General features: G+C 68.8%; 23 protein-coding genes. 3 read left to right on the forward strand and 20 right to left on the reverse strand.

Annotation, left to right across the window (positions count from 1 at the left end; translation table 11 throughout):
• Positions 1-51 precede the first annotated feature (51 nt).
• A complete protein-coding gene (locus ACT9TC_RS08565) occupies positions 52-2,088 on the forward strand; it encodes a heavy metal translocating P-type ATPase (RefSeq protein WP_048809453.1) in 2,037 nt (678 codons plus the stop codon).
• Between the two features lie 39 nt (positions 2,089-2,127).
• Here ACT9TC_RS08565 and ACT9TC_RS08570 read toward each other — a convergent pair whose 3' ends face one another.
• From ACT9TC_RS08570 to dnaB, 20 genes are all read right to left on the reverse strand, one after another.
• Complete coding sequence (locus tag ACT9TC_RS08570) at positions 2,128-2,523, reverse strand: DUF4307 domain-containing protein (RefSeq protein WP_045246023.1); 396 nt, start codon at positions 2,521-2,523, stop codon at positions 2,128-2,130.
• Between the two features lie 10 nt (positions 2,524-2,533).
• On the reverse strand, positions 2,534-4,513 hold the full coding sequence (locus tag ACT9TC_RS08575; protein WP_045246025.1) for a cytochrome c oxidase assembly protein: 1,980 nt from the start codon (positions 4,511-4,513) through the stop codon (positions 2,534-2,536).
• Between the two features lie 129 nt (positions 4,514-4,642).
• Entirely contained in the window at positions 4,643-5,659 is a 1,017-nt protein-coding gene (gene ccsB / locus ACT9TC_RS08580; protein ID WP_045246027.1) for a c-type cytochrome biogenesis protein CcsB, read from the reverse strand.
• 313 nt (positions 5,660-5,972) lie between these two features.
• Positions 5,973-7,592 carry an apolipoprotein N-acyltransferase gene (lnt, locus tag ACT9TC_RS08585; protein WP_101305216.1) on the reverse strand — a complete coding sequence of 540 codons (1,620 nt, stop codon included), beginning with the start codon at positions 7,590-7,592 and terminating at the stop codon, positions 5,973-5,975.
• 3 nt (positions 7,593-7,595) lie between these two features.
• Positions 7,596-8,537: a cytochrome c oxidase assembly protein gene (locus ACT9TC_RS08590; protein WP_045246896.1), complete on the reverse strand. Its 942-nt coding sequence runs from the start codon at positions 8,535-8,537 to the stop codon at positions 7,596-7,598.
• Complete coding sequence (gene resB, locus ACT9TC_RS08595; protein ID WP_045246897.1) at positions 8,534-10,222, reverse strand: cytochrome c biogenesis protein ResB; 1,689 nt, start codon at positions 10,220-10,222, stop codon at positions 8,534-8,536. The genes ACT9TC_RS08590 and resB overlap by 4 nt, the downstream gene beginning before the upstream one ends.
• Entirely contained in the window at positions 10,203-10,958 is a 756-nt protein-coding gene (locus ACT9TC_RS08600) for a cytochrome c biogenesis CcdA family protein (RefSeq protein WP_458040134.1), read from the reverse strand. Before ACT9TC_RS08600 ends, resB begins: the two co-directional genes overlap by 20 nt.
• On the reverse strand, positions 10,955-11,554 hold the full coding sequence (locus tag ACT9TC_RS08605) for a TlpA family protein disulfide reductase (RefSeq protein WP_045246899.1): 600 nt from the start codon (positions 11,552-11,554) through the stop codon (positions 10,955-10,957). Before ACT9TC_RS08605 ends, ACT9TC_RS08600 begins: the two co-directional genes overlap by 4 nt.
• On the reverse strand, positions 11,551-11,886 hold the full coding sequence (locus ACT9TC_RS08610) for a DUF6804 family protein (protein WP_045246900.1): 336 nt from the start codon (positions 11,884-11,886) through the stop codon (positions 11,551-11,553). Before ACT9TC_RS08610 ends, ACT9TC_RS08605 begins: the two co-directional genes overlap by 4 nt.
• Positions 11,883-12,416: a signal peptidase II gene (locus ACT9TC_RS08615; protein ID WP_045246901.1), complete on the reverse strand. Its 534-nt coding sequence runs from the start codon at positions 12,414-12,416 to the stop codon at positions 11,883-11,885. Before ACT9TC_RS08615 ends, ACT9TC_RS08610 begins: the two co-directional genes overlap by 4 nt.
• Before the next feature lie 77 nt (positions 12,417-12,493).
• Positions 12,494-12,769: a TFIIB-type zinc ribbon-containing protein gene (locus ACT9TC_RS08620; RefSeq protein ID WP_045246902.1), complete on the reverse strand. Its 276-nt coding sequence runs from the start codon at positions 12,767-12,769 to the stop codon at positions 12,494-12,496.
• The gene (locus ACT9TC_RS08625; RefSeq protein WP_048809232.1) at positions 12,766-13,482 is read right to left on the reverse strand and encodes a copper resistance CopC family protein; all 717 of its coding nucleotides are present in this window, start codon (positions 13,480-13,482) and stop codon (positions 12,766-12,768) included. Before ACT9TC_RS08625 ends, ACT9TC_RS08620 begins: the two co-directional genes overlap by 4 nt.
• A gap of 13 nt (positions 13,483-13,495) precedes the next feature.
• The gene (locus ACT9TC_RS08630) at positions 13,496-14,503 is read right to left on the reverse strand and encodes an NAD(P)-binding domain-containing protein (RefSeq protein WP_231902747.1); all 1,008 of its coding nucleotides are present in this window, start codon (positions 14,501-14,503) and stop codon (positions 13,496-13,498) included.
• 11 nt (positions 14,504-14,514) lie between these two features.
• Entirely contained in the window at positions 14,515-15,183 is a 669-nt protein-coding gene (locus tag ACT9TC_RS08635; protein WP_045246904.1) for a DsbA family protein, read from the reverse strand.
• Positions 15,184-15,275: 92 nt separating this feature from the next.
• Entirely contained in the window at positions 15,276-15,728 is a 453-nt protein-coding gene (locus ACT9TC_RS08640) for a hypothetical protein (protein ID WP_045246905.1), read from the reverse strand.
• A 215-nt stretch (positions 15,729-15,943) separates the two neighbouring features.
• A complete protein-coding gene (locus ACT9TC_RS08645; protein WP_458040135.1) occupies positions 15,944-18,049 on the reverse strand; it encodes a heavy metal translocating P-type ATPase in 2,106 nt (701 codons plus the stop codon).
• Positions 18,046-18,390, reverse strand: coding sequence for a hypothetical protein (locus ACT9TC_RS08650; RefSeq protein ID WP_048809235.1), 345 nt, complete (start codon positions 18,388-18,390; stop codon positions 18,046-18,048). Before ACT9TC_RS08650 ends, ACT9TC_RS08645 begins: the two co-directional genes overlap by 4 nt.
• On the reverse strand, positions 18,387-18,722 hold the full coding sequence (gene cmtR, locus ACT9TC_RS08655) for a Cd(II)/Pb(II)-sensing metalloregulatory transcriptional regulator CmtR (protein WP_067165134.1): 336 nt from the start codon (positions 18,720-18,722) through the stop codon (positions 18,387-18,389). The genes ACT9TC_RS08650 and cmtR overlap by 4 nt, the downstream gene beginning before the upstream one ends.
• Before the next feature lie 7 nt (positions 18,723-18,729).
• Positions 18,730-19,713: a bile acid:sodium symporter gene (locus ACT9TC_RS08660; protein WP_204947467.1), complete on the reverse strand. Its 984-nt coding sequence runs from the start codon at positions 19,711-19,713 to the stop codon at positions 18,730-18,732.
• 320 nt (positions 19,714-20,033) lie between these two features.
• Positions 20,034-21,404: a replicative DNA helicase gene (gene dnaB / locus ACT9TC_RS08665; RefSeq protein ID WP_458040136.1), complete on the reverse strand. Its 1,371-nt coding sequence runs from the start codon at positions 21,402-21,404 to the stop codon at positions 20,034-20,036.
• Between the two features lie 573 nt (positions 21,405-21,977).
• Between dnaB and ACT9TC_RS08670 the strand changes: the two genes are divergently transcribed.
• Together ACT9TC_RS08670 and ACT9TC_RS08675 are read left to right on the forward strand one after the other, a co-directional pair.
• Complete coding sequence (locus ACT9TC_RS08670) at positions 21,978-23,057, forward strand: hypothetical protein (protein ID WP_458040137.1); 1,080 nt, start codon at positions 21,978-21,980, stop codon at positions 23,055-23,057.
• A gap of 88 nt (positions 23,058-23,145) precedes the next feature.
• Positions 23,146-24,639 (forward strand): chaplin family protein, encoded by a 1,494-nt coding sequence (locus tag ACT9TC_RS08675; protein ID WP_458040138.1) that lies wholly within the window; start codon positions 23,146-23,148, stop codon positions 24,637-24,639.
• Positions 24,640-24,702: the final 63 nt, after the last annotated feature.

Consider the following 24,702-nt stretch of genomic DNA (forward strand, 5'->3'; position numbering starts at 1 on the left):
TAATCATTCACAACTACAATATATCATGATCTTGTGATGTATCCTGGTCGCATGACTGCTTCTTCCCCGACGACTACCGCGCCCGCTGCGGAGACGCACGACCATTCCCACGGTTCGGCCCGGTGGGAGCTGTGGTTCGCGATCGCCGCGGGCGTGACCTACGCCGGCGGGATGATCGCCGAGTTCGCGTTGGGGCTGCCGATGGTCGGGTGGCCGTTGGTGTTCTTCCTCGCCACCTACTTCTTCGGTGGGTTCTTCACGTTCCGCACCGCGATCGCCTCGACGATGCGAGGGAAGTTCGAGGTCGACTTCCTCATGCTGGTGGCCGCGATCGGCGCCGCCCTCATCGGCCGGTGGGCGGAAGGGGCGGTGCTGCTGTTCCTGTTCAGCCTCGGCCACGCGCTCGAGGAATACGCCCTCAGCCGTGCCAGCAAGTCCATCGAGTCCCTGGCCGAGCTCGCTCCCCGCAGCGCCCTGGTGCGCCGCGGCGGGGACGAGCCGGTGGAGGTGCCGGTGGAGGAGATCGTCGTCGGGGACATCGTCGTCATCCGCCCGAACTCCCGCATTCCCTCAGACGGGTTCGTGATCTCCGGGGTGTCCGCGGTGGATCAGTCCGCGGTCACCGGGGAGTCGATTCCGGTGGAGAAGGAGCCGGTGGCCGACCCGGAGCGGGCGATGCGCACCGTCGACACCCTGCCCGCCGCCAACCGTGTGTTCGCCGGCACCGTGAACGGGTCCGGCGTGCTCGAGGTCGAGGTCACCGCGACCTCCGCGGACTCGACGCTCAGCAAGGTCGTCGAGCTCGTCCGCTCCGCCGACCAGGCCGCCTCCCCCACACAGCAGTTCATCGACCGGTTCCAGCGTTGGTACGTGCCCGCCGTGATCCTCGGGGTCGCCGTCACCCTCCTGATCTCCTGGCTCGCGTTCGCGCAACCGTTCCCCGACGCGTTCTACCTCGCCATGACCGTGCTCGTCGCCGCCAGCCCCTGCGCGCTCGCGATCGCAACCCCGGCCGCGGTGCTGGCAGGGGTCGCCCGTGCTGCGCGTGCCGGGGTGCTCGTCAAGGGCGGCGCCCCGCTCGAGACGCTCGGGCGGGTCAAGGCGATGGCGTTCGACAAGACCGGCACCCTGACCTGGGGTGCCCCCCGGGTGACGTCCGTCACCCCCGCCGCCGACGTGCCCGAGTCCGAGCTGATCCGCACTCTGGTCGCTGTCGAAGCGCTCAGCGATCACCCGCTGGCCGAGGCGATCGTCCGCGACCTCGAGCCCCGCGTCCCCCAGGCCGAGCGCCTCACCGCGACAGACCTGAACGCGGTCGTCGGGCGTGGCGTCACGGCGACGATCGACGGCGAGCGGGTCGACGTCGGCAACCTGCGCATGTTCGACGAGCAGCAACTCGCGCTGACCGGCACGCTCGCCGACGCGTACACGCAGGCGCGGGACTCCGGGCAGACGCTGATGATCATCCGCCGTGGCGACCGGTTCCTCGGCATCGTCGGCGTGATGGATGCGTCCCGCGCGGAGTCCGCCCAGGTGCTCAGCGCGCTCCGGGGCGCGAACGTGGGGCAGCTCGTGATGATCTCCGGCGACAACCAGCGCGTCGCCGACGCGGTCGGCCGGGAAGTCGGCGTCGACACCGCGATCGGCGAACTGCTCCCCGAGGACAAAGTCGCTCAGATCACCCGCCTCGCCGAAACCCACCGACCGATCGCGATGGTCGGCGACGGCGTCAACGACGCCCCCGCGATGGCCCGCGCCGACGTCGGCATCGCGATGGGCGCCGCCGGCTCCACCGTCGCGTTGGAAACCTGCGACATCGCGCTGATGAGCGACGACCTCGGCCGCGTCCCGTTCGCCGTGCGGCTCAGCCGCGCCACCAGCCGCATCATCCGGCAGAACCTCATCGCCAGCCTCGCGATCGTCGCGTTCCTCATCCTCGCCACCTTCCTCGGCCTGAACATCGGCGCGGTCGTACTCATCCACGAAGGCTCCACCCTGATCGTCGTCGGCAACGCACTCCGCCTGCTCAACTTCGAGCGCGGCAAAGAGCACCACGGCATCGACCACGAAGACAGGCCCACCGCTTGAGAGACTCAGCCGGCGCAGGCGACGGCCTCCCTTGCGCGGCTATGTGGCCCAGCAGGATTGCACGGTGCCGGTCGTTGCCTGCGCGACGGTCGGGATGGTCTCCACGAGTGCTCGTGTGATCTCCTCGGACGCGGGGTACTCGATGACCCGCCAACCGACGATGCCGAAGTCCTCATCCAATGCCTGCACCGCGCATGCGAACGACGTCCCAGCGGGTGGCGTGGCTTGGAAGGATACGGTCACGGTGCGCGCATCGACCAGCTCGTATCCGGTCTCGTCGAATCCGACGTCGTCGAGCGAGTTCGAGACAGTCAGCCACGAAAGCCCGGCGACAGACAGGATTGCCGCCGTCGCGACGGTGACCCAGAACACGCGGCGGCGGATGGGCCGCGGTCCCCGACCGTAGCGGTCGGCGAGCTCCTCTTTCGTCGTCACGTAGTGCGCCCTATCTGCGGCTGCGAGCATCGCGGTCGGCGAGCTCGGTGAGGCGTGCGTTGTAGGCCTCGAGCTCGGCTTCGCCGGTGCGGTCGGCGTGCCGGTCTCGCCGCTTGGTCTCGCGGTCGTCGCTGCGACTCCACTGAATCGCGACCGTGATCGCGAGGATCAGGGTGGGGATCTCACCGATCGACCACGCGATACCGCCGCCGGTGTACTGATCCTCGAGCGGTGTGACACCCCAGGTGCGACCCATCGACCCGAACCAGTCGGCGACCATCAGCCCCGACTGCATCATGATGGCGATGCCGAAGAACGCGTGCATCGCCATCACACCGATGAGCAGCAGCAGCCTGCCGGCGTAGGGAAGCCGCCACGGCACCGGGTCGATGCCGATCAGGGAGAGCGCGAACAGGTAGCCGGTGATGAGGAAGTGCGCGATCATCCACTGGTGGCCGAGGTGGTCGTACAGCGACCAGCGGAACAGGTCGGTGTAATAGAACACCCACAGTGAGCCGATGAACAGGGCGGCCGCGACGAACGGGTTCGTCAGGATGCGGGCGACGGGCGAATGCACCGCCCACAGGATCCACTCCCGCCCGCCGCGGGTGCCGTCGTCGCGTTTGCGGATCGCCCGGGCGGCGAGGGTCACCGGGGCGCCGGCGACCAGCAGCACCGGGATCGCCATCGTGAGCAGCATGTGCCCCACCATGTGCATGCTGAACAGGTAGTCCTGGTAGACGTTGACGACGCCGCCGGTGACCCAGACCAGCAGCACCATGCCGGCGACCCACATGATCGTGCGATACACAGGCCACGCGTCGCCGCGCCGGCGCAGCCGCCACACCCCGGCGAGATAGAAGAAGATCGCGAACCCGGCGAGCACCGCCCACAACATGTCCACGTTCCACGCGGTGACCCACCGTTCGATCGTGAGCTCCGGGGGCAGCGGGGCACCGGTGAGGCGTTCTGCCGGCGAGGGGATCTCGGGAAGCGGGGCCGGGTTCGGTGGCGGAGTGCGGGCCAGCGCTGCGGCGGCGCCGCTGGCCACACCCATCAGTGCCAGCTCGAACGCGATGAGCATCCAGAAAGGGCGGGATGCCGCGTCGGAGCTGCGCATCCTGCCGATCAGGCGGGTGCGGTACCACGCCCCGAAGAGGCCGAGGCCGACGAGCGCGACGACCTTGATGCCCAAGATCGCGCCATAGGGCGAGAGCAGATCGGACCACTCCTGCAGGCCGATGGCGGCGCGCACCGTGCCGGACACGGCGACGAGCACGAACGCGGCCAGAGCGATGCTCGAGTAGCGGGCGACGAGATCGGGGATGCGGCGACGGTCGAGGGCTGGACGGACGGCGATGAGCAGCAGGAGCCCGCCGAGCCACACCGCGGCGCCGATGATGTGCAGGATGAGCGCCATCATCGCCTCGTGGTGGAAGGCGTCATCGCCGGAGTGCCCCTGCGTGCCCATCGGCACGAGCGAGGCCACCGCCACCAGGGCGACCAGAAGCGTCCCGACCCAGGACCGCACGGCGAATGTCAGGACGGTGAGGGCGGCGCCGGCGACCGTCGTGATCAGCCATGTCCTGCCGACCTCGAGCTCGACGAGGAACCGGCCGAGCTGGGCACCGAACTGGGGGCCTGCGTCGATGGCCGGGTTGAACACGCTGAGAAGCGTGAGGAACCCGGTCGCGCCCGCGGCCACGGTGAACAGGGCTGCAGAGATCGACGCGGTATCGAGGGCGACGTCGAACTCGCGCTCACCGGCCCGCAGCGTGAACAAGGCGGTCACGAGCACACCGACCATGCCCGCGGCGGCGAGATTCACGACCAGTTTCGTGACCGGAAGCCCCCAGCGCACAACAGGGCCGGCGTCGCCGAGTGGGATCTGCGCAGCACCCCCACCGAACCACAACGCCCCGACCAAGGCGATGAGTGCGACCCCGCCGAGGATCGCAGGCCCTGCGACCCGCAAGACGCGAGGAGTCATTCCTGTCGCGGTCGGAGTGACCGCTGTCCGCGTTCAGTGGCATCCGCACCCGTGGTGGCGGGAATCGAGAGTATCGGGGTCATGTGCGTGCTTTCGGCTCGGGCAAGAGGGCGGGGCAGGGGTGCGGGGTCATGTGAGCCCGGAGTAGGAGTGGAGGCCCTGGAAGAACATGTTCACGATCGTGAAGTTGAACAGCACCGCGACGAACCCGATGATGGACAGCCAGGCGGAGCGGGTGCCGCGCCAGCCGCGGGTCGCGCGGGCGTGGATGTAGCCGGCGTAGAGCACCCAGATCACGAACGTCCACACCTCCTTGACATCGAAGCCCCAGTAGCGACCCCAGGAGTCGTTGGCCCAGATCGCGCCGGCGATCAGGGTGAACGTCCAGAACACGAACCCCACGATCGCGAACCGGTACGCGAGGGACTCGAGCACGTCGGCGGCGGGCAGAGTGCGCAGAAACCCAAGACCGTCGGCGCGGGCAGTGTCCGAGGATGCTCGGGTGCGGCGCTCCCGGCGGGCCTGCAGGAGCTGGGTGATGGAGATGCCGCAGGCGATCGCGAACAGGGCGGTGGCCAGGGACGCGACGAAGACGTGGATGACCAGCCACACGCTCTTGAGCGGATCCATCAGCGGAACGACCTCGACGTAGAACGAGACCGTCGCGCCACCCAGCAGCAGCACCACCATGCCGATCAGGAACGCACCGAGGAAGCGGAGGTCGTAGCGGCGCAGCACCAGCAGGTAGACGGCCACGATCAAGACCGTGCCGGTCAGCGCGAACTCGTACATGTTCGCCCACGGCACCCGCTCCGCGGCGATGCCGCGCAGGATGGTGCCGGCCAGGTGGAACAGGAACGCGAGGACCGTCAGCGACGTCCCGATCCGCGCCCACAGCAGCCGTTGACGCTGCGCGGGCGGCGTGCGAACACTGTCCACCGACCCACTCTGGGCGTTGTCCGTCTGCTGGCCCGCCCGTGCGGTAGCGCCGGCCAGGACCGGCTCCCGCTGCGGGACGCTGGCGGGGACGGAGCGCCCGGCCAGGTCGATGGTGTACGCGATGAACGCGAGCAGGTAGGTGGCGATCGCCGTCCACACCAGCAGCAGTGAGATGCCGTCGAGGGAGAGCGCGTCGGTTCCGGTCATGGCAGGGTCGTCCTCTTCGTCGTTGCGGTCAGGGGGTGCCCGCGAGCGGGGTGGCGCGGTAGATCCGTGCACATCGGTCAGCCCGCGTTCGCTTCCAGCCAGGCCAGCGAGTCCACGGCCGCGCTCAATGTTCCCGCCGTCAGCAGAGTGCGCCGGCTCACCCCGGCCCGGAATGCGCGGCTCTCCGCGGGCGTGGGCGCGCACCCACACTCCTCCGCCGTCAGGTCACCAGGAAGGGTGAGATCGCTGCCCGTCGCCAGCGTTCGCAGCGACCAGGCCAGTCGACCTCCGGCAGGCCTCATCCGTGGCGTGTTCATGGGTGCCTCCCCGGATCAGTCGAACGATCTGCGGCGGCCGCACGCGTGCGGGCACGGTGGGAGAACCCCGCCGCGGTGAGAGCGCCGGCGGCAGCGAGGACGATGAGAGCGGTGAGCCAGGGACCGAGGATCACCGCCGGGGTGAGTCCGGTGCGCAGCGGGACGGTGGTGATCGACGCGTCAACGGTGTCGACGCCGATGCTGTCGACGGTGGTGCCGTCCGGGGTGATGACCTGGCTGGTGCCCACCGTGGAGACGTTGACGACCGCGCGGCCGGTTTCGATGGCGCGCATCCGGGCGAACGCGAGCTGCTGCAGGTTCTCGTCGGTGCCGCGGAAGTCGGCGTTGTTGGTCTGGAACACGAACACCTCTGCGCCGGCGCGGGCACCGTCCCAGATCACGGCGTCGTAGATCACGTCGAAGCAGATCGCCAACCCCACCCCGACGTCGCCGACCTGCACGAGCGGCGGGTTGCTGCCGGGGGTGTATTCGCGTTGGATCAAGCCCACCAGGTCGGGGACGATCAGCTCGTAGAACCACCGGTCCGGCACGTACTCGCCGAACGGGACCGGGTTGACCTTGTCGTGCCACTGCCGGCCCGTGGGATCCGCGGTCCACAGCAGGGACGTGTTGAAGACATCGTCGCCGCGGGTGGTGGCGGCGTTCATCAGCAACGGCGCCCCGGCCGAGCGCACGACCCGGTCCAACGCCTCGGCGGCGGCGGGATCACTGAGCGGGTCGGCGTCGACGCCGCCCTCCGGCCAGGCCAGCAGATCCATCGGCTGCCCGTACAGCGGCACCGTGGCGGCGGTCTGCGCGGCCAGGACGTCGCCGGGCACCTTGTCGTCGAAGTACCCGGTGGGGCCGTTGCCCTGCACCCATCCCACGCGGAACTCCCCGGCCGGCGCGGTGGGGAACTGCGGCGCTATCACCAGGAGAGCGGCGACGCTCACAGCAGGGTGCAACCCGAGCATGAAGCGGATGCCGCCGGCGCGGATCCACTGCACCACAGAGGCGCACAGAATGACGATCAGCAGGGACAGGCCGGTCACGCTCGTCCACGACACGGCCTCCGCGAGCGGGCCGCCCACCTGGGTCATCCCGAGGCGCGCCCACGGGAACCCGGAGTACGGCCACGCACCCATCACCACCTCACGGGCCGTCCACAGAACCCCGATCAGCGGCGGTACCGCGAGCAGCTGCACGAGGCCGCGGGCCGGATAGCGGGCGGTCCACCGGTAGGCGAGCGCGATCGGCACCGCGCCCGCGCCGAACAGGACCGCTTCCAGCCCGGCGAGGGCAAGCCACGGCACCGGGCCGAGGAACTCCCCCACCCACACCAGATGGGTCGTGTAGAACACGGCGCCGAACACAGTGCCGACCAGCAGCGCCCCGCCGATGCTGCGGCCGATCAGGGCCACCAGGGCGACCGTGACACTCACGAACGTCAACGGCCACCACCCCACCGGTGCGGAGGCGAGATCCAGCAGCAGGCCGGCGGCCGCGGATGCCAGCACCGCCGCCCACACCGGCAGCGACCATGCCGCCACGGTGCGGCGCGGCGTCTCCTGCTCCGGCGCGGCGGCCGGGGCGGGTGTCGGCAAAGGCGTGCGCATCGGTCAGGTGTCTTTCTGGTGGAGTCGGGTGAGGTAGTCGTTGTACGCGTCGAGCTCAGGGTCGCCGTGTGCGTCGGCGCGACGGTCGGCGGCGACCGCTTGGGCGGTGTCGTCGCGGAACCAGCGGTGCATGACGTAGATGAGCATCAGCAAGGTGGGGGCCTCGCCGTAGGACCAGGCCAGCCCGCCGGCGAGGCGCTGGTCTTCGATCGGGTCGATGCCCAGCGCGCTCGTCGGGCCGGCGAACCCGTCGATGAGGGTAGTGGTGGCCATCATCAGGAAGACGCCGAAGAAGGCGTGCAGGGCGGCCTCGGCGAACACGTCCAGGGCGCGGCCGCCGTGGCTCATCCGCACCGGCAGCGGGTCCGACGACAGGATCGGGATGGTGAACAGCATCCCGGCGACCAGGAACCCGACCTCGAGGAGGGTATGGCCGGTGACGGTGGACAGGATCGGATCGGCGAAGTTCGCCAGGTACAGACCGTAAAACGCGGCCAGGTATAGCGGCACCGCCAGCCACGGGCTGAGCAGCCACCGTGCGGTGCGACTGCGTAGCCCGGCGTGCGCGGCGCGGAGCACCAGGAGACCTGGGCCGTGGTGCGGGGTGGCGCGCAGCAGCAGGGTGCCGGGAGAGCCGAGGACCAGCAGCGGCGGGATCGCCATCATCAGGGTGAGCTGCTGGAACATGAACACCGAGAACAGGGCGTACCCGAAGTTCTCCACCGCCAGGCCGGTGACCGCGGCGAGGGCGACGCAGCCGAGCAGGAAGCTGACCGTCCGCCACACCGGCCAGCCGCGGCCGCGGACCCACATCCGGATCGCACCGGCCAGGTAGGCGACCGCGAGGAGTCCCGCGAGGAGCGGTAGCACCGGAGCCGGAAGCGGGGCCGGGGTGAGGAACCCGCCGAGGGTCGGCGGGGCGTCCGGGATCCACACGGTCGTCACGGTGTGTCCTTCGCAGGCTGGTCTACGCCGAGGGCGTGCGCGTGGCGGGTCGCGAACTCGTCGACGGCGCGCGCCAAAGCGGGGTCTTCGCCGCGGGCCAGTCCCGCGTACTCGACGTGCACACCATCCGGGGTGGTGCGGGCTTTCACCCAGAGCCGGCGGCGGGGCACGAACAGGCCGGCGAACAGGCCGAGGGTGGCGAGCACGGAGAACGCGAGCACCCAGCCGCTGCTGGGGTCGCGTTGGATCTGCAGCGACGCGAACCGCTTCACCGGCTCCTCCGCCGTGACCTCCTCCCAGGTGATCGTGCCCCACCCGTTCGGCAGGTCGACGGTGGCGCCGGGGGTGAGCTCAAGGGAGTCGGCGGCGGTGTCGCCGCCGGTGTGCTGGGTGAGCCCGTCGACCTCGAGCGTGTACACCGACCTCGGAGTGCCGTCGTCGATGCCGAGATCCCCGCTGAACACGTTGAGAGTCAGCACCGGATTGACCACGTCCGGGTAGACGGAGGTGAACGCGCCGGAGGGCAACACCCCCTGGGTGGGGTAGAAGAACCCGACCAGCCCGACCTGTTCGGGCAGCCCGTCCGGGATCTTGATGATGCCCAGCGAGGTCATGTTGGAGTCCTGCGGCAGGAACGGCTGCGACTCGCTGTACACCACCTCGCCGGCGGCGTCGCGGATCGTGAGGGTGGGGGCGTAGCCGTTGCCGAGCAGGTAGATGCGATCGCCGTCGACGGTGATCGGGTAGTTCACGATCACGCTCTGCGCCCGATCGTCCTGCCCGGGTTGGCGGATGGTGATGTCGGCGGAGAAGTCTCCGGCCTGGCCTGCGCCGGGGGTGCCGGGCAGCCGGTAGGAGACCTGGAAGTCGTCGAGGGTGAGCGAGTAGGGGGCAAGGCCCGTGCCGTCGACGAAACGGCCGGGGTTGAACGAGGAGTAGTCGCTGAGCGCGTTCACGAACGTGGTGCCCTCCACCACCACCCGCTGCCCGGTATACGCGAACGACCCGCCGATCGCGACCGAGACCAGCACGCCGACGAGGGCGACGTGGAAGATCAGGTTGCCGGTCTCGCGCAGGTAGCCGCGCTCGGCCGACACCGACGCGGCTCCGCGGGCGTCGTATCGCTCCACCCGGTATCCGGCCTTGCGCAGCTGCTCTGCCGCGACGTCGATCGCGTGCGCGGCCGGGTCGGTCCTCCCTTCCTCTCTCGGCAAGGTCAGTTCCCGGTACTCCGAGAGCCGCGACAGCCGGGCCGGGGTGCGAGGGGGGCGGGAGCGGAGCGCCTTGTAGTGGTGCTTGGCGCGCGGGATCACGCAGCCGATCAGGGAGGTGAACAGCAGCAGATAGATCGCGGAGAACCACGGCGACAGGTACACGTCGAACAGGCCGACCGCATCGGCGAGGGGGAACACGTCAGGGTTGTCCCGCTCCCACTGGATGACACCGTTGGGGTCGGCGCTGCGCTGCGGGAACAGGGACCCGGGGACGGCGGCGATCGCGAGGAACAGCAGCAGGACCAATGCGGTGCGCATGCTGGTCAGCTGCCGCCATGCCCACCGCAACCACCCGGTGATGCCCAGCGCCGGCTGGGTGATCTCCGTCGCGGATTCGCTGTCGGCGTGGTCGCCGGGGCGTAGCGGGTCGGCGGTGACGTCGATGCCGGTGTCAGAGCGGGAGGGGGACATTGATCACCACCTGTTGCAGCTGCGACATCAGTGCCGTCCACAGCCCGGTCACCATCAGCAGGCCGAGGGCGATGAGCATGGCCCCGCCGATGATGTTCAGGGCGCGGATGTGGCGGCGCAGGAACGTCACCGATCGGGACGCCCACCCCCATCCGGCCGCGAGGATCAGGAACGGGATGCCCAGGCCCAGCGAGTACGCGAGCCCGAGCAGGCCCGCGCGGGCGGGGTCACCGAGGTTCCACGACATAGAGATGATCGCTGCGAGCGTCGGGCCGATACAGGGGGTCCAGCCGACGCCGAGCGCGAACCCGAGAAGCGGCGCCCCGATCAGCCCGGTCCTACCCTGGGCGCGAGGGCGGAGGGTGCGCTGGGCAATGCCGAAGAAGCCGAGGAACACCAGGCCGAGGGCGATGATGACGACCCCGAAGACGCGAGTGAGCACATTGGCGTATTGCAGCAGCAGGTACCCGAAGGTGCCGCCGAGGATCGTGACGGCGACGAACACCACGGTGAACCCGGCGATGAACAATGTCACGCCCAGCAGCAGCCGCGCGCGCTCCGCCGTCACCGTGCGCCCCCCGTCCAGCGTGGGGGCCGCGGTCGTCGTGGTGGTGCTGCCGAGGTAGCCGAGGTAGCCAGGCACCAGCGGCAGCACGCACGGGGACACGAACGACACCAGCCCGGCGAGGATCGCGACCCACAGGGCGCCGTCGACGATCACCGCTCCCGGATTCATGAGGTGTCCTCGGCGAGGGTGTCGGCGACCAGGGTGGACAGGATCGACGCGCTGGCCAACTGCCCGATGATCCGCGCCGCGACCCGCCCCTCCTGGTCGATGACCAAGGTGGTGGGGGTGGCCTGGATCGGAGTGACCTGCGCGAACGCGAGCTTGACCCGTCCGTCGTTCACGTCGATCACGCTCGGGTAGGTGACGTTGTTGTCACGGGCGAACGACAGTGCGGTGGCTGGCTGGTCGTAGGTGTTCACCCCGAGGAACGCGACGCCCTGGTCCTGATACTCCTGCCAGACCTCCTCGAGCATCGGGGCTTCGACGATGCACGGCCCGCACGCGGCGTACCAGAAGTTCACCACCAGCACCCCGCCGCGGTAGTCGTCACTGGACACCGTCTCCCCGGTCTCGGTGACGCCCTCGAACACCACCGGCTCCCCGCGGTCGGCATCCGGGATCTCGACGATCTGGAAGTCACCGGCGATGTAGCCCTTCTCGCTTCCGTCCCGGTACTGCTGCGCGAGCGAGTCGCTGGACGTGCACCCGGCCAGCAGCAGCGCCGCGACCAGCGTCATGGCGGCAAGGACGCGGCGGCGGATCATGCGCGCTTGACCTTGATCAGGGCGCCGGCGACCAGGAACACGACCGCGGCGACCGGCTGCGCCGCAGTCCACACCGGGCCGGTGAACGGGAACGGGAACACCGGGTTCCAAATCACGGCGATCACGACGAACACAGGCAACCACCACCACTGCCGCGCCTGGATCGCGAACCACCCCACGATGACCGCGAAGATCGCGGCGACGAACAGCACAACGGTGAACCAGTCCCCGCCCATCAGTACCGGCGCGAGGAACAACACCGCCGCCGCGAGCAGCCCCGGCGCGAACGCGTTGCGCTGGTATACGGACGAGGTCCGCTGCTTCGCCATCATGACCCGCTCACCACGGAGCCCGTCGCAGGCGCCGCGCTGTCCGCGCTGACGCGGGAGCGGCGGTGTCGGGTCCACAGGCTCAGGCCGAGGACGATGACGCCGGCACCGAGGGCGACGTCGGCGAGGTTGCCGATGAACAGGTTCCCGTAGGCGAGGAAGTCGGTGACGTGCCCGACCCCGAACCCAGGGGGGGAGAACAGCCGGTCGATCAGGTTCCCGATCGCGCCCCCGAGGATCAGGCCGATCCCCATCGCCCACCATCCGGTCCGCGCCCGCGCGGCGGCGACGACCAGCAGCACCACGGCACCGACCCCGAGGAGAGTGAGCAGCCCGGTGACCCCGGCTCCGAGGGAGAGGATCGCGCCGGGGTTGAACGCGAGCTGCAGCCCAAGCAGATCCCCCAGCAGCGGGATCCGCTCCTCCTGACTCAACCCTCCCAGTGCGGCCGCCTTCGTCGCCTGGTCGACCAGGACCACCACAGCGGCGGCCAGGCACGCGACCGCGAACCGCCGGGTCTGCTCACGAACCATCAGCGGCTCCTCCTGCGTTCGCGAGGGCCGCTGATAACCCGGTCATCAGACCGGCTATCAGGAAGAGGTTTTTGGTGTCAGAAGTCGAAGAGGTCACCGAGGAACCCTTCCTTCCGCCGACGCCCGGAGCGACCGTGATGATCCCTGTCGCGGTCAGAACGGTGGTCGCCCTCGCGCGGATAGGGGGCGGTGCTGGTTTGCCGGCCGCCGCCAGCAAGGTCGGCGGCGCGGTCGATGATCTTGTCGAGCTCGCCACGGTCCAGCCAGACGCCCCGGCACTGCGGGCAGTAGTCGATCTCGACCCCGGAGCGTTCCGTGATCAGCAGGGCGGTCCCGTCGACCGGACATTTCATGAGGGGTTCTCCTTCTGTTGCTGGTCGTCGGCGGTTCCACCATCCGCGGCGGCCGCGGCCGCGGCTGCTCGGTCGCGGCGACGACGCTCTCTGGCCACCATGAGCACGACCACCAGCGCGCCGCCCAGCACGATTACGCCACTCAGGACCGCAAGGACGGGGAGGAGTTCCCCACCTCCGGATGGCCCGTTGTGAACCTCTCCGGACGTATTGGCGGCAGATGTGGGAGACGGGTCGGGTGTCTGCTCCTCGGTCGCTTCGGGGGTAGGGGCGCTGGTGGGGACGGTGACCGCTTCGACGGTGTACTGGTACTCGTTGCTGATCGGGTGCCCGTCGCTGGACACGACCCGCCACCGCACCGTGTACACGCCCGCCTGACCAGGCGTCACCGCCTGGGTGACCGTGGTCCCGTCGATGACCGGATCCCCCGATGCGATGTTCTGCCCGTCCGGGGCGACCACCTCAATGATCACGGCGCTGAAATCGGTGAGGATCTCGCCGCTGAACGTCAGCGAAATCTCCTCCGGGACCACGCTGACCGTGGATCCGGCTTCCGGGGAGGAGGAGACGATCTCATCGTGCGCGGCTGCGGGCGCCGCGGTGGCGAACAGGAGCCCGGCGGCCAGCAGCAGCGTCGTCAGAGTGGACAGGAGGAGGATGCGTCTCCGTGAGCCGGATCGGTGCGGGTGTTCGTGGTCGGTGACGGTGGTCAAGGCGGTGGTCCTTTCAGGGCCGGTTGATGATGTGCTGGGCGATCGTCGTCGCGTCTTTCCAGACCCCGGCGAGGGTGTCGGAGCCGCGGCCGCCGTACTGCGGCATCCCCGCCACGAACAGCCCGGGCAGGCCGGTCAGGGTGCGCCGCGGCCGGTCGACGCGGGCCGGTTCCGGGAGCCAGTCGTCGCCAGGGGTGTAGCCGGTGGCGAGGATCACCGAGCGGGGGGATGCCTGCGTGCCATCGGCGAAGGTCACCCCGGCGCCGGCCGCGTCCTGCACCGCAGCTGCGATCGTGACCCCGACGCGGCGCAGCTGCTCATAGCTGTCGCCGAAGATCGGCTCGGGGCGACGCTCCCGCGAGAACAGCGGCACCCTCTCCCCCGCCGCGGCGGGATAGCTCATCGCGGGGCGATGCTGCCGCCGGGTTCGCACGGACAGCGTCACGGTGTGCGACGCGGACAGTTCGCGGGCCAGCTGCACACCGCTGTTCCCGCCGCCCACGATGAGCACGTCGCCGACGGGGATCTGCTTCGGGTACAGGTACTCGCTGCTGTGCAGCACCACCCCGGGCATCGTCAGCAGAGACGCCCACTCCGGAATCCGCGGGTGCGCGGCCGCGCCCGTCGCGCAGATCACGTTGCGGGTCTGCACCTCCCCTGCCGTCGTCGACAGCAGCAGAGTCGAGCCGTTCCCGCGATGCTCCACCCCGGTCGCCTGGATGCCCCAGACCGTCTCCACGCCCAGCCCGGCTTCCACGAAGGTGAGGTAGTCCGCCATCTCGTCCACTCGCGGATGCCGGCGCTGGTCACCCAGCAGCCGCCGCGGAGACAGCGCGCTATGCCGGGCGTCGCTGAGAAGCTCCATCGAATGCCACCGTGAGGACCAGGAACGCTGCCCCGTGCTGGCGGCGTCGATCACCACAAACTCGTGCTGCGGCCGCAGCCCTTCCGCGGCCAGAGCCGCGGCAACCGCGAGCCCAGACTGCCCGGCGCCGACGATGATCGCCCGCCGATGCGTCAAACCCGCCCGCATCACCGGCCACCGTTCACCGCAGCCTGGATGGCGTTCTCGAGGTCGTCCCACTCCTGCAGCTCGAGCAGCTCACCGTCGAGGAAGAACGTCGGCGTGCTGCTCACCCCGAGCGCCTGGCCCTCCTCGAAATCCAGCTCCACCCGCTCCGCCGTAGCCGGGTCCGCCACGGCGGCGTCATAGGCGGCCATGTCCAGACCGATCTCCTCCGCGAAGCCACGGAACAGGTCGGCGCGAGACTCCTGCGCCTCACCCCACTCCGCCTGCGTCTCGAACAACCGGACATACATGTCCTCGAACCGGTCCTGCTGCGCGGCCGCTTCCGCCGCGACCGCCGCGTTCTTCGAATTGAAGTGACCGGGCAGCGGGAAGTAGCGGACCACATACGTGATCTCCCCAGCGAACTGCTCCCGCATATCCTCCACGATCGGGAAGAACGCGCCACACGCCTCGCACTCGAAGTCGAGGAACTCCACCAGGGTGACAGCGCCCTCCCCGCCGTCGTCGAGGACATGCGAGCTCTCCCGCACCACCTGCGGGGATGCGTCACCGCCCCCAGATGAAGGTGGAGCGGACTGGCTCTGATTGACAAGGACATAGATCAACGCGGCGATCACCATCACCACCACAACGGCAATGGTGACGAGCGTCGCCTTCACAGGGGTTTTCATCGGGTACTCCAAACCAAGACACGGCACAGGACAGAACCCGGGCACGCAGCCCGGGACGAAGCGCCACCCGGAAAGGGTGGCGTGCCACAATGTCAGGTTCGGGAAAGACCCAACTGCGTCAACGAAAAGACAATCGGGTGAGCACGGGCAGCCGGCGCCGGAAGCAGCGAAGGCATCCGTGGCCCGTCACCGAGAACCGGAGGCATCCGCCGACGCCACAACCCCCGCAGCACCACCATGAACGTCAGCCCGCACAACACGCCCAACATGCACAGCGCAGCGCCCACCAACGCGTTCGGCCCAGAAACGACGCCACCGGCGACCGCCTCATGCTCGACTGGGGCGTCTGCCACGGGCTCGACGTGGGGGTCCATGAACCCAGAAATCACCAGCGGAACAGGAGTCGAACCGTCCGCCTCTGTGTGACCCGTCGCTGCCAGACCCAACATCAGCAGCAGCGCCAAACCGACGCTGGTAATGAGCCTCATTATCAACAATTGCTCATTCAGCGTCGTGGAGCGCGGAGTCCGGGCCGAAGAGACCATCGCCCACAGCCTACCGTGCGCACCTAAACCCATTCGGAGCCCGGTTCACCCGAGCACGGGAGCGCCGGCAGCGCCGGCCGGGTCCGGCGCGGCTAGCCGGTCAACCAGGACGATGACGACGGCAACGGTGGCGAAGGTGGCTTTGATGGGGGTCTTCACAAGGGCCGGTTCCAAGTCGGGCGGTGTTCTGCCACCGCGGGGCGAGGGGTCGGTGGTCAGGCGTGGGCGGGTTCGGGCTGGCGAGCGGGCACCGTGGCGAGTTGCCGTAGCGCAGCGGGGCGACGGGCGGCGCGGACGCCATTGAGGATGACGACGACCTCGGCGATCTCATGCACCAGCACGACGCCGGCGAGCCCGAGGATGCCGAACAGGGCGAGCGGGAACAGCGCGACGATGATCGCCAGAGCCAGACCGATGTTGGCGGTCATGATGCGTCGGCCGCGGCGGGCGTGGGCGAGGGCGCCGGGGATGAGGCGGAGGTCGTGGCCGATGAAGGCGACGTCGGCGGACTCGATCGCCGCCGCGGAGCCTTTCACACCCATCGCGATCCCGACCGTCGCCGTCGCCAGTGCCGGGGCGTCGTTGATGCCGTCGCCGACCATCGCGGTCGGTTGCTGCGTGACGAGCGCCTCAATCGCGGCGGCCTTGTCGGCGGGCAGCTGCTCGGCGCGAACGTCGGTTACGCCCGCCTCGGCGGCGATGGCGTGGGCGGTGCGGGTGTTGTCGCCGGTGAGCATGATGGTCTCAATGCCCTGCGACTGCAGCATCCGGACCGTCTCGGCCGACTCCGGGCGCAGCTCGTCCCGCACGCCGATCAGGCCGGCGATCTGCCCGTCCGCCTCGACCACGACGACGGTCATGCCCTGCGCGGCAATCGCCTCCGCGTTCAACTGCTGGCCGGCGGGATGGAGCCAGCGGACATTGCCGACCCGGATCGCCCGGCCGTCGACGGTCCCGGTGATGCCATGCCCGGCCTCCTCGACCACCTCCGTTGCGGGGCTGGCGACGGGTGCGGCCGCGATGATGGCCGCGGCGAGGGGGTGGGTGCTGGTGGCCTCCACGGCGGCGGCCCAGGCGAGCAGGTCGTCGCGGGTGATACCGGGTGCGGGCTGGACGTCGACGACGGTGGGCTCGTTGCGGGTGAGGGTGCCGGTCTTGTCGAGGGCGACGGCGCGGATCGTGCCGAGCTGCTCGAACGCTTCACCTGACTTGATGACGACGCCGAACTTTGACGCCGCTCCGATCGCGCTGATCACCGTCACGGGCACCGCGATGGCCAGCGCGCACGGGGATGCCGCAACCAGGACGACGAGGGCGCGTTCGATCCAGGTCCACGGGTCGCCGACCAGCAGCCCGAACAGGGCGACCACGGCAGCGGCGATCAGGACGACGGGAACGAGCGGCTTCGCGATCCGGTCGGCGAGGCGTGCCCGGTTGCCCTTGCGGGCGTGGGCCTGCTCCACGAGGGCGACGATCTGGGTGAGGGAGTTGTCGCGGCCGTCCGCAGTTGCCTCGATCCGCAACGTCGCCGCCCCGTTGACCGAACCGGCGGCGACCGGATCGCCGGGGCCGACCTCGACCGGGATCGACTCGCCCGTGATCGCCGACGTGTCCAGGCTCGACCTATCCTCCACGACCACGCCGTCTGTGGCGATGCGATCGCCGGCACCGATGACGAGGATGTCCAGCTCACGCACGTCCGCGGCGGGGATCGTGACGTCGCTGGTTAGGCGGGAGACGCGGACAGTGTCGGGGATGAGGGACAGAAGGGCGCGCAAGCCTTCCTTGGCGCGGTCCATCGCCCGGTCTTCAAGCGCCTCGGCCAGGGAGAACAGGAACGCCAGGGTCGCGGCCTCGCCAACGTGGCCGAGCAGGACCGCGCCGATCGCGGCGATGGTCATCAGCAGCCCGACCCCGAGGCGACCGCGGATGAGGCGGCGGATCGCGCCGGGGACGAAGGTGTAGGCGCCGGCGAGCAGCGCCGCCCACTGCAGCACCAGCGCCGGGATGTGCAGACCAGTCCACTCGAACGTGTATCCGGCGAGGAGGAACAGCCCGGACAGCGCGGAGGGAAGCAACGCGAAGTCGCGCCACCAGGGCGGGCGGACCTCCGGCTCCTCGTCCGCCTCGGTGGGGGTGGTGGCGAGGTCGGGGCCGCAGCAGGCATCGCCCGCATCGTGCACCGCGCTTGGCGCCGCGGTCTTGGAGGAGGGTTCCGCGGCGCAGCAGGCGTCACCGGTCGAGAGCGGCCGGGACAGTTCGATGCGCCGGACCGTACCGGGCTTGCGCGGCTCGTTGGGGCCGCAACACTCTTCGCTCACTGCACGCTCTCCTTCGTTGCGGGGGCGGGCGTCTGCTCTAGGAACGTGAGCGCGGCCAGTGCGTCATCGGTGCCGGTAACGGAAAGGCGCAGGTCGGGGTGGGTCGTGTCGATCGCCCAAGTCGCGAACGCGCAGCAGGACTGCTCGGTGCGGACCAGCTCCGTCAGCCGGGCGGTCGCGTCGTCGATCTTTGGGTAGTGGACGGTGATCTGGGCGGCCGTCCTGTCGATGTCGAGGAGGTAGTCGTCGTTGAATTCCTGCCACGCGGCTAGCTGTGCAGCACCAGCGCCGGGCGTCAGCGTGCAGGCCACCGGCAGCAGGTCACGGTCGATGAGGCTCATGCGCAGCACTCGCACTGATCGTCCATGCACGGGGCGCCCTCGTCGACGGCGACGACCGCCTCGAGCAGCTGTCGCAACCCCTGGGTCAGATGCGGGTCGGCGATCTCATACCGGGTGCGCCGACCTTCCGGTGTGGCGACGATCAACCCGCAGCCCCGCAGGCACGTCAGATGATTCGAGACGTTCGTGCGGGTCAGCTCGAGATCTCGTGCCAGCTCAGCCGGGTAGCCGGGAGCGTCCAGCAGTGTGAGGAGGATCCGGGAACGGGTCGGGTCGGCCATCGCCCGACCCAGCCGGTTCATCACATCGAGGCGAGAAGTAAGAGTCAGCACAGGCTGACTATACATTCTCCGCTGTACTAATGCGAGGGCGGATGAGTCGCGGTACCCCGGCGACCATGACCACCATTGCGACGAGCTCCACCAAGGTCTGAGTCACTACAACCAACGGCGTCAGAGCGAAAGATGCCGGCAGCGCGAGAGCGAGCGGGAGCACGACCAGCGAGTTGCGGGTGACCCCGCTGAACGTGGCCGCCCGGCGGCTGGGAACATCCAAGCGTGCCGCGCTCCCGAGGAGCGCACCGAGTGGTGCCACGATTAGGACGAACACGACGAACACGGGAACCGCGATTAGCAGCTGGCCGAGAGCGCTGCTCACGCCGAAGACCTGCGAGCCGATCACCACGGCGAGAGTCAGCATCATCAGCGGCACCATTGCCGCCAGCACCACGCCCTCGATCGCGCGGCCGGCACGGAACCGTTTCGCCAGCAGCTGCGTGGCGGCGGCGAGAACGAGCGGCAGCACGATCAACAACAGAAATGCCTCCACGAACGGATGCGGGTCGAACGCACCCACCACCTCGGCGCCGGCCATCAGCCACAGGTACACCGGCAGCAACACGATCTGCAGAAGCATCAGCAGGGGCGTGGCAGCAAGCAGCCGCGCACGTGCACCGCCAGCCAGGCCAGTGAACACAATCACGTAATCCACACACGGCGTCAGCAGCACGAACAACACCCCAACGAGCACCGCCTGATCAGCCGCCACGGCGCGACTCAACCCGAACACGACCACCGGCACGACGACGAAGTTCAGGACGAGCACGACGCCCAGGAACCGCCAATCCGTGAAGGCCCGGCCGATCGCCGTGAACGGCACCCCCAGGAACGTCGCGTACAGCAACAACCCGAGCACGGGATTGATCGCCGACTCGAGCGGATCCGCCACCGCCGGCACGAGTAGACCGACCACCGCACCCACGGCGATCGCTGCGAGGTAGAGCACTACCTGATGCCGCTCCCACCACTCCACAGCTGTGCACACGAGCACAAGCCTGTCGAATGTAGCCGGTTCGCCCCTAATCGAGTGAGCGAGTAACCCTTCACCCCCAGCCAATGGCAGGACTGCTAGGTGCATGCCAACTACCCGCGGAATCTGTCATTTCGGATAGGAACCGACACGGCACTTACACGCATCGTTCTCACCAATCTTTCGGATCCGCCACTTGTCCGCCACTTCATCTAAGAATCCGCCATCTTCGCCGAGAACCTACACGATGACCGCCGAGCCGAAATGTCCATATGGACACACCGTGGACATTTCATCTGCGAAAAGGACAACTTCAAAAAAAACCTACAAACGGATCAGCCGGCAGGCGCCATATCCGTGAAGCGCGAGAAGTGGCCCTGGAAGGCGACCGTCACCGTACGCGTCGGACCGTTACGGTTCTTCGCCACGATCAGGTCGGCCTCGCCGGCGCGCGGGCTGTCTGCCTCGTAGGCGGACTCGCGGTGCAACAGGATGACCATGTCGGCATCCTGCTCGAGCGATCCGGACTCACGTAGATCCGACAGGGCCGGTTTCTTGTCCTGCCGCTGCTCGGGGCCACGGTTCAGCTGCGAGAGCGCGATGACCGGTACGCGAAGTTCCTTGGCGAGCAGCTTGAGCGCACGCGAGAACTCGCTGACCTCTTGCTGACGACTCTCGACGCGCTTACCGCTCGTCATGAGCTGGAGGTAGTCGATGACCACCATCTTCAGGTCGGCGCGCTGCTTGAGGCGACGGCACTTGGCCCGGATCTCGACGAGCGTCATGTTCGGGCTGTCGTCGATGTAGAGCGGAGCGTCGTTGATGCGGCCACGGGTCGCGGCGATCGTCGTCCAGTCACGCGAGTCGAGCGTGCCCTTGCGCATCGTGTGCAGCGGCACCGCACCCTCGGCGCTCATCAGACGCATCGCAATCTCGCTGCGACCCATTTCGAGCGAGAAGAAGATGGTCGGAAGGTTGTGACCGATCGAGGCGGCACGAGCGAAGTCGAGCGCCAGCGTCGACTTACCGAGGGCGGGTCGCGCAGCGATGATGATCAGCTGGCCCGGGTGCAGGCCGTTCGTCAGGTCGTCCATGTCGGCGAAGCCCGTGGGAACGCCCATCATTTGACCGTCGCGGCCGCGGGCAGCCTCGATCTCTTCGACAGCCGCGTCGACGGCGACCGTCAGGGGAACGTAGTCTTCGGTGTTCTCGTTGCCGTTGACCGAGTAGATCTCGGCCTGCGCATTGTTGACCAGGTCGAGCGCCTCGCCCTGGCCCGAATAGCCCATCTGCACGATGCGCGTGCCGGCCTCGACCAGGCGGCGAAGCAGGGCACGCTCGGCAACGATCGACGCGTAGTACCCGGCGTTGGCCGCGGTCGGCACGATCGACGTGAGCGTGTGCAGGTAGTCCGCGCCGCCGGCGCGCTGCAGCTCGCCCGTCTTGATGAGCTCATCGGTGACAGCGACCACGTCGGTGGGCTCGCCGTGCGAGTAGAGCGAAAGGATGGCGTCGAAGATGAGCTCGTGCTTCGGCACGTAGAAATCGGGGCCGCGGAGCGTCTCGATAACGTCGGCGACGGCATCCTTCGACAGCAGCATGCCGCCGAGCGCGGACTGTTCGGCGAGCGTGTCGTGCGGGGGAGTCCGCTCGGGGCCGCGGGGGGCTCCACCCATGCGGTCTTCCGAGATGTCAGCTATCGACACCGCGCTCCCTTCCGCCGAAACCGGCCCACCACTCGCGTCACACCAGTGGAAATATGTCCGGCCCGTCTCGGGGCGCGGAGTACGTCATGCAGCCCTGACGAGCGCATCTCTTTCGGAAAACGCCGAGCGGGTGTGTCTGATCGCCGGGTCCCCCGACAGCAGATCAGACACCTCCGACACTCGCCCGGAACGTCCTGTTCCAGCCTCCCCCGAAGTGCGCTCCCTCACGGTATGGGGACGTAGATTCACCCGCAACACGGCCTGTGGATAACTTTGTGGAAACTCGGGCAGACACGCCGCTATGCCTGTGTATGAAGCCTGTGGAGAACTAGATGAGAGGCATCTCATGTAGTCTTTTTTATGCACTCTGATCAGGGTGTCGTATCTGCACAGCCTGTGGAAACAGGATGTGTTTGAAGCCCTGCTTGAAGGTTCGTCATTGAGGGTCGGGGTGTGCACAACCTGGGGGCGTTTTGCGATACGGGGGTTTACGAACATCGCTCCCCGGCGTATTCTCGCTGGCTACATAGGCATTGATGCGCAAACCAGATTGTCCAACCGGGGGGTGAGGACATGAACGTTGACGTTGAACCACGACAGGGTCGATGGTCACGTTTGCTCCTGCTCGCGGGCGGAGTCGGTCTTGCGTGGTGCGCTCTCACGACCTTCGGTCAGTCGACCAGCGCCTCAGCCGCAGAAGACGATCCGAGCGGTCTGCTCGGAGTCGTCAGTTCGACGGTGCAGCACACGACATCCGCCGTCACCAACGTGATCGACACCGTCGAACCCGTCGTGGTCGACGTGGTGCAGACTGTCGTCCCTGCGGCCCCGGCCCCCGCGCCCGCGCCGCAGGCACCCGCCTCCGGCGCCCACAATCCCGCAGCCACCCACGCTCCGATCGTCGCGCCGCTCGTCCAGGGCGTCGCGAATGTCGCGACCACGGCCGTCTCTGAAGTGACTGGCGCCACGACATCCGCTCTTCATGGCACCGCCGACACGGTCGATGCACTCGCGGGAGTCGTGGCCGACACGACCACCGGCATCGTTTCGAACGTTTCGATCGGAGAGGCCCTCGATCCGCTGCTCGCGGCGATCGATGGGCTCCCGCTGCTCGGTTCGGTGACCTCGAGCACGGGCCTGACGGACACCGTGGGCTCGACGATCTCCGTGGTGGACCAGCTCCTCACGGCGGTTACCGGCACGACCACCGCGATCGTCGGCAACCCGGCGCAACCGGGCACCGGAGCCATCCTTCCTCTTCCCGACACCTTGCTTCCCGGCACCCTGTTTCCCGGCGAAGAAACCCAACCGATACCGGTCGTGCAGTCGGTGCCCTCTGCTGCGCCGCTCACGGCACAACAAGCGTTGGTGTTCGGCGGGTTGTTCGCCGGCGCACTGGTCATCGGATCGGTCGTGCCGATCCTGTCCGCATCGTCGGCCGGCTCGGGGCGCTGGGGATGGCCTCACGCGCCGTCTGCGCCCGCTGGGTCGTGCGGGGTGCTCTCGGCCGGGATATCGGCCGCGGCGACGCTGTGGGCCGCTCTCGTCGAATTCTCGTGGCGTGTGCACGCGCACGGCGCCGCCATCCGCTCTCTCTCGGACGACGCCCTTCCGGGCGCGCCCGTCTTCGCAACCGACGTCTCTCCTGACTGACGGGGATCGCGTCGCGCACTCGTGCGCGGCAGACGATCCGGTGCGCCATTCGGCGCGCTGACTTCCCCATTCAGTCAGGAGATTCATCATGCGTAGGACCATCAAACGAGCGCTCCTCGGTGCGCTCATCGGAGGCGGGCTCGCCTTCGCCGGGGCGACCGTCGCCCAGGCTGCGGAGACATCCGGAGACGACGGCGCGGCATCTGGCACCCAGGCACTCATCAACGCCACCCTGCCGGTCACGATCGGCGGCAACGGCATCTCGGTGCTGGGCGATTCGTCCAGCTCGGGAGCCGAGACGCCCGCAGCCGCCCCGGCGCCGGCCACGCCGAGTGTCACCACCGGCGGCACGGACGGCATCGCATCGGGCACCCAGGGCGTCGTGAGCGTCGCCGTGCCGGTTACCGTGGGCGGCAACGCCATCTCGGTACTCGGGGACAGCGGGTCAGCGGATGCCTCGGCACCCGCGCCGTCTCCGGCACCCGCGCCGGAGCCGGCTTCGGCTCCGGCCACCGAGCCTGCTCCCGCGCCCGGCACGTCCGGTGAGGACGCGACCTTGGGCGGCACGCAGGCGATCGCGCCCATCCAGGTTCCCATTGCGGTAAGCGGCAACGCGATCTCGGTGCTCGGCGACAGCCAGTCGACCGATGCGAGTGCCGCAAACGGCACCACGGGCACCGGAACCGGAACGGACGCAAACACCACAGGTGACGACAGCGTCGCCGGCGGCACACAGGTGATCGCGCCCATCGGAGCACCCATCACGCTCGGCGGCAACGCGATCTCCGTGCTCGGCGACAGCAAGTCGACCGACGCCGGAACCACGAACGGCACCACCGGAACCGGAACCGGTGCAACCACCACAGGTAACGACGGCATCGCCAGCGGCACCCAGGTGATTGCGCCCATCGGAGCACCCATCACGCTCGGCGGCAACGCCATCTCACTGCTCGGCGACAGCCAGTCGACCGACGCCGGAACCACGAACGGCACCACCGGAACCGGAACGGACGCAAACACCACAGGTAGCGACGGCATTGCCGGCGGTACCCAGGTGCAGGCTCCCGTTCAGGCGCCGATCACGCTCGGCGGCAACGCTATCTCCGTGCTCGGCGACAGCCAGTCGTCGGGATCAATGATCGCCGCCCCGACGTCCGCGGGCACCGACGGTCCGTCCACGAGCGGCACCGAGGGAATCCTCGGCGGCAGCCAGATCGTCGCTCCGATCAGCCTGCCTCTGACGCTCGGCGGAAACGCCGTATCGGTGGTCGGCGACAGCACCACGACCGGCCCGACAGGCCCGGTTGTGCCGACGGACCCTGCGGACCCAACGGACCCCACCGACCCGACCGAGCCCGGCACCCCGGGAACGGAAGAGCCCGGTGACGGCATGTCGACGACGGGCGTCACCACGATCGGCTCTGCCGCCGGCGTCGGTGCGGCCCCCGCTGGCCTGTCGGTCTCGGCGCTGGCCGTGACGGGTTCCACGACAGGTGGACTCTGGATCGCACTACTCGCGCTCATCACGGGCGCGGCGCTCGCGGGTACGGCGGCGCTCCGCCGTCGCACCGCGCGGGTCTGACCGTGTGGGCGTGTGACCGGGGGGGTACGCGCCCACACCAAAGGCGGATGCCGCGGGACCGAC

The organism is Microbacterium sp. HM-570, assembly GCF_054165885.1.

Coding starts and splice junctions, on each gene's coding strand:
- ACT9TC_RS08605 (WP_045246899.1), bottom strand. CDS start 11,554: ATGATCCGCCGCCGCGTCCTTGCCGCCATGACGCTGGTCGCGGCGCTG.
- ACT9TC_RS08610 (WP_045246900.1), bottom strand. CDS start 11,886: ATGATGGCGAAGCAGCGGACCTCGTCCGTATACCAGCGCAACGCGTTC.
- ACT9TC_RS08640 (WP_045246905.1), bottom strand. CDS start 15,728: ATGGTCTCTTCGGCCCGGACTCCGCGCTCCACGACGCTGAATGAGCAA.
- ccsB (WP_045246027.1), bottom strand. CDS start 5,659: ATGACCGGAACCGACGCGCTCTCCCTCGACGGCATCTCACTGCTGCTG.
- ACT9TC_RS08600 (WP_458040134.1), bottom strand. CDS start 10,958: ATGAATCCGGGAGCGGTGATCGTCGACGGCGCCCTGTGGGTCGCGATC.
- resB (WP_045246897.1), bottom strand. CDS start 10,222: ATGTCCCCCTCCCGCTCTGACACCGGCATCGACGTCACCGCCGACCCG.
- ACT9TC_RS08670 (WP_458040137.1), top strand. CDS start 21,978: ATGAACGTTGACGTTGAACCACGACAGGGTCGATGGTCACGTTTGCTC.
- ACT9TC_RS08615 (WP_045246901.1), bottom strand. CDS start 12,416: ATGGTTCGTGAGCAGACCCGGCGGTTCGCGGTCGCGTGCCTGGCCGCC.
- ACT9TC_RS08635 (WP_045246904.1), bottom strand. CDS start 15,183: ATGAAAACCCCTGTGAAGGCGACGCTCGTCACCATTGCCGTTGTGGTG.
- ACT9TC_RS08565 (WP_048809453.1), top strand. CDS start 52: ATGACTGCTTCTTCCCCGACGACTACCGCGCCCGCTGCGGAGACGCAC.
- lnt (WP_101305216.1), bottom strand. CDS start 7,592: ATGCGCACGCCTTTGCCGACACCCGCCCCGGCCGCCGCGCCGGAGCAG.
- ACT9TC_RS08650 (WP_048809235.1), bottom strand. CDS start 18,390: ATGAGCCTCATCGACCGTGACCTGCTGCCGGTGGCCTGCACGCTGACG.
- ACT9TC_RS08575 (WP_045246025.1), bottom strand. CDS start 4,513: ATGACTCCTCGCGTCTTGCGGGTCGCAGGGCCTGCGATCCTCGGCGGG.
- ACT9TC_RS08620 (WP_045246902.1), bottom strand. CDS start 12,769: ATGAAATGTCCGGTCGACGGGACCGCCCTGCTGATCACGGAACGCTCC.
- ACT9TC_RS08675 (WP_458040138.1), top strand. CDS start 23,146: ATGCGTAGGACCATCAAACGAGCGCTCCTCGGTGCGCTCATCGGAGGC.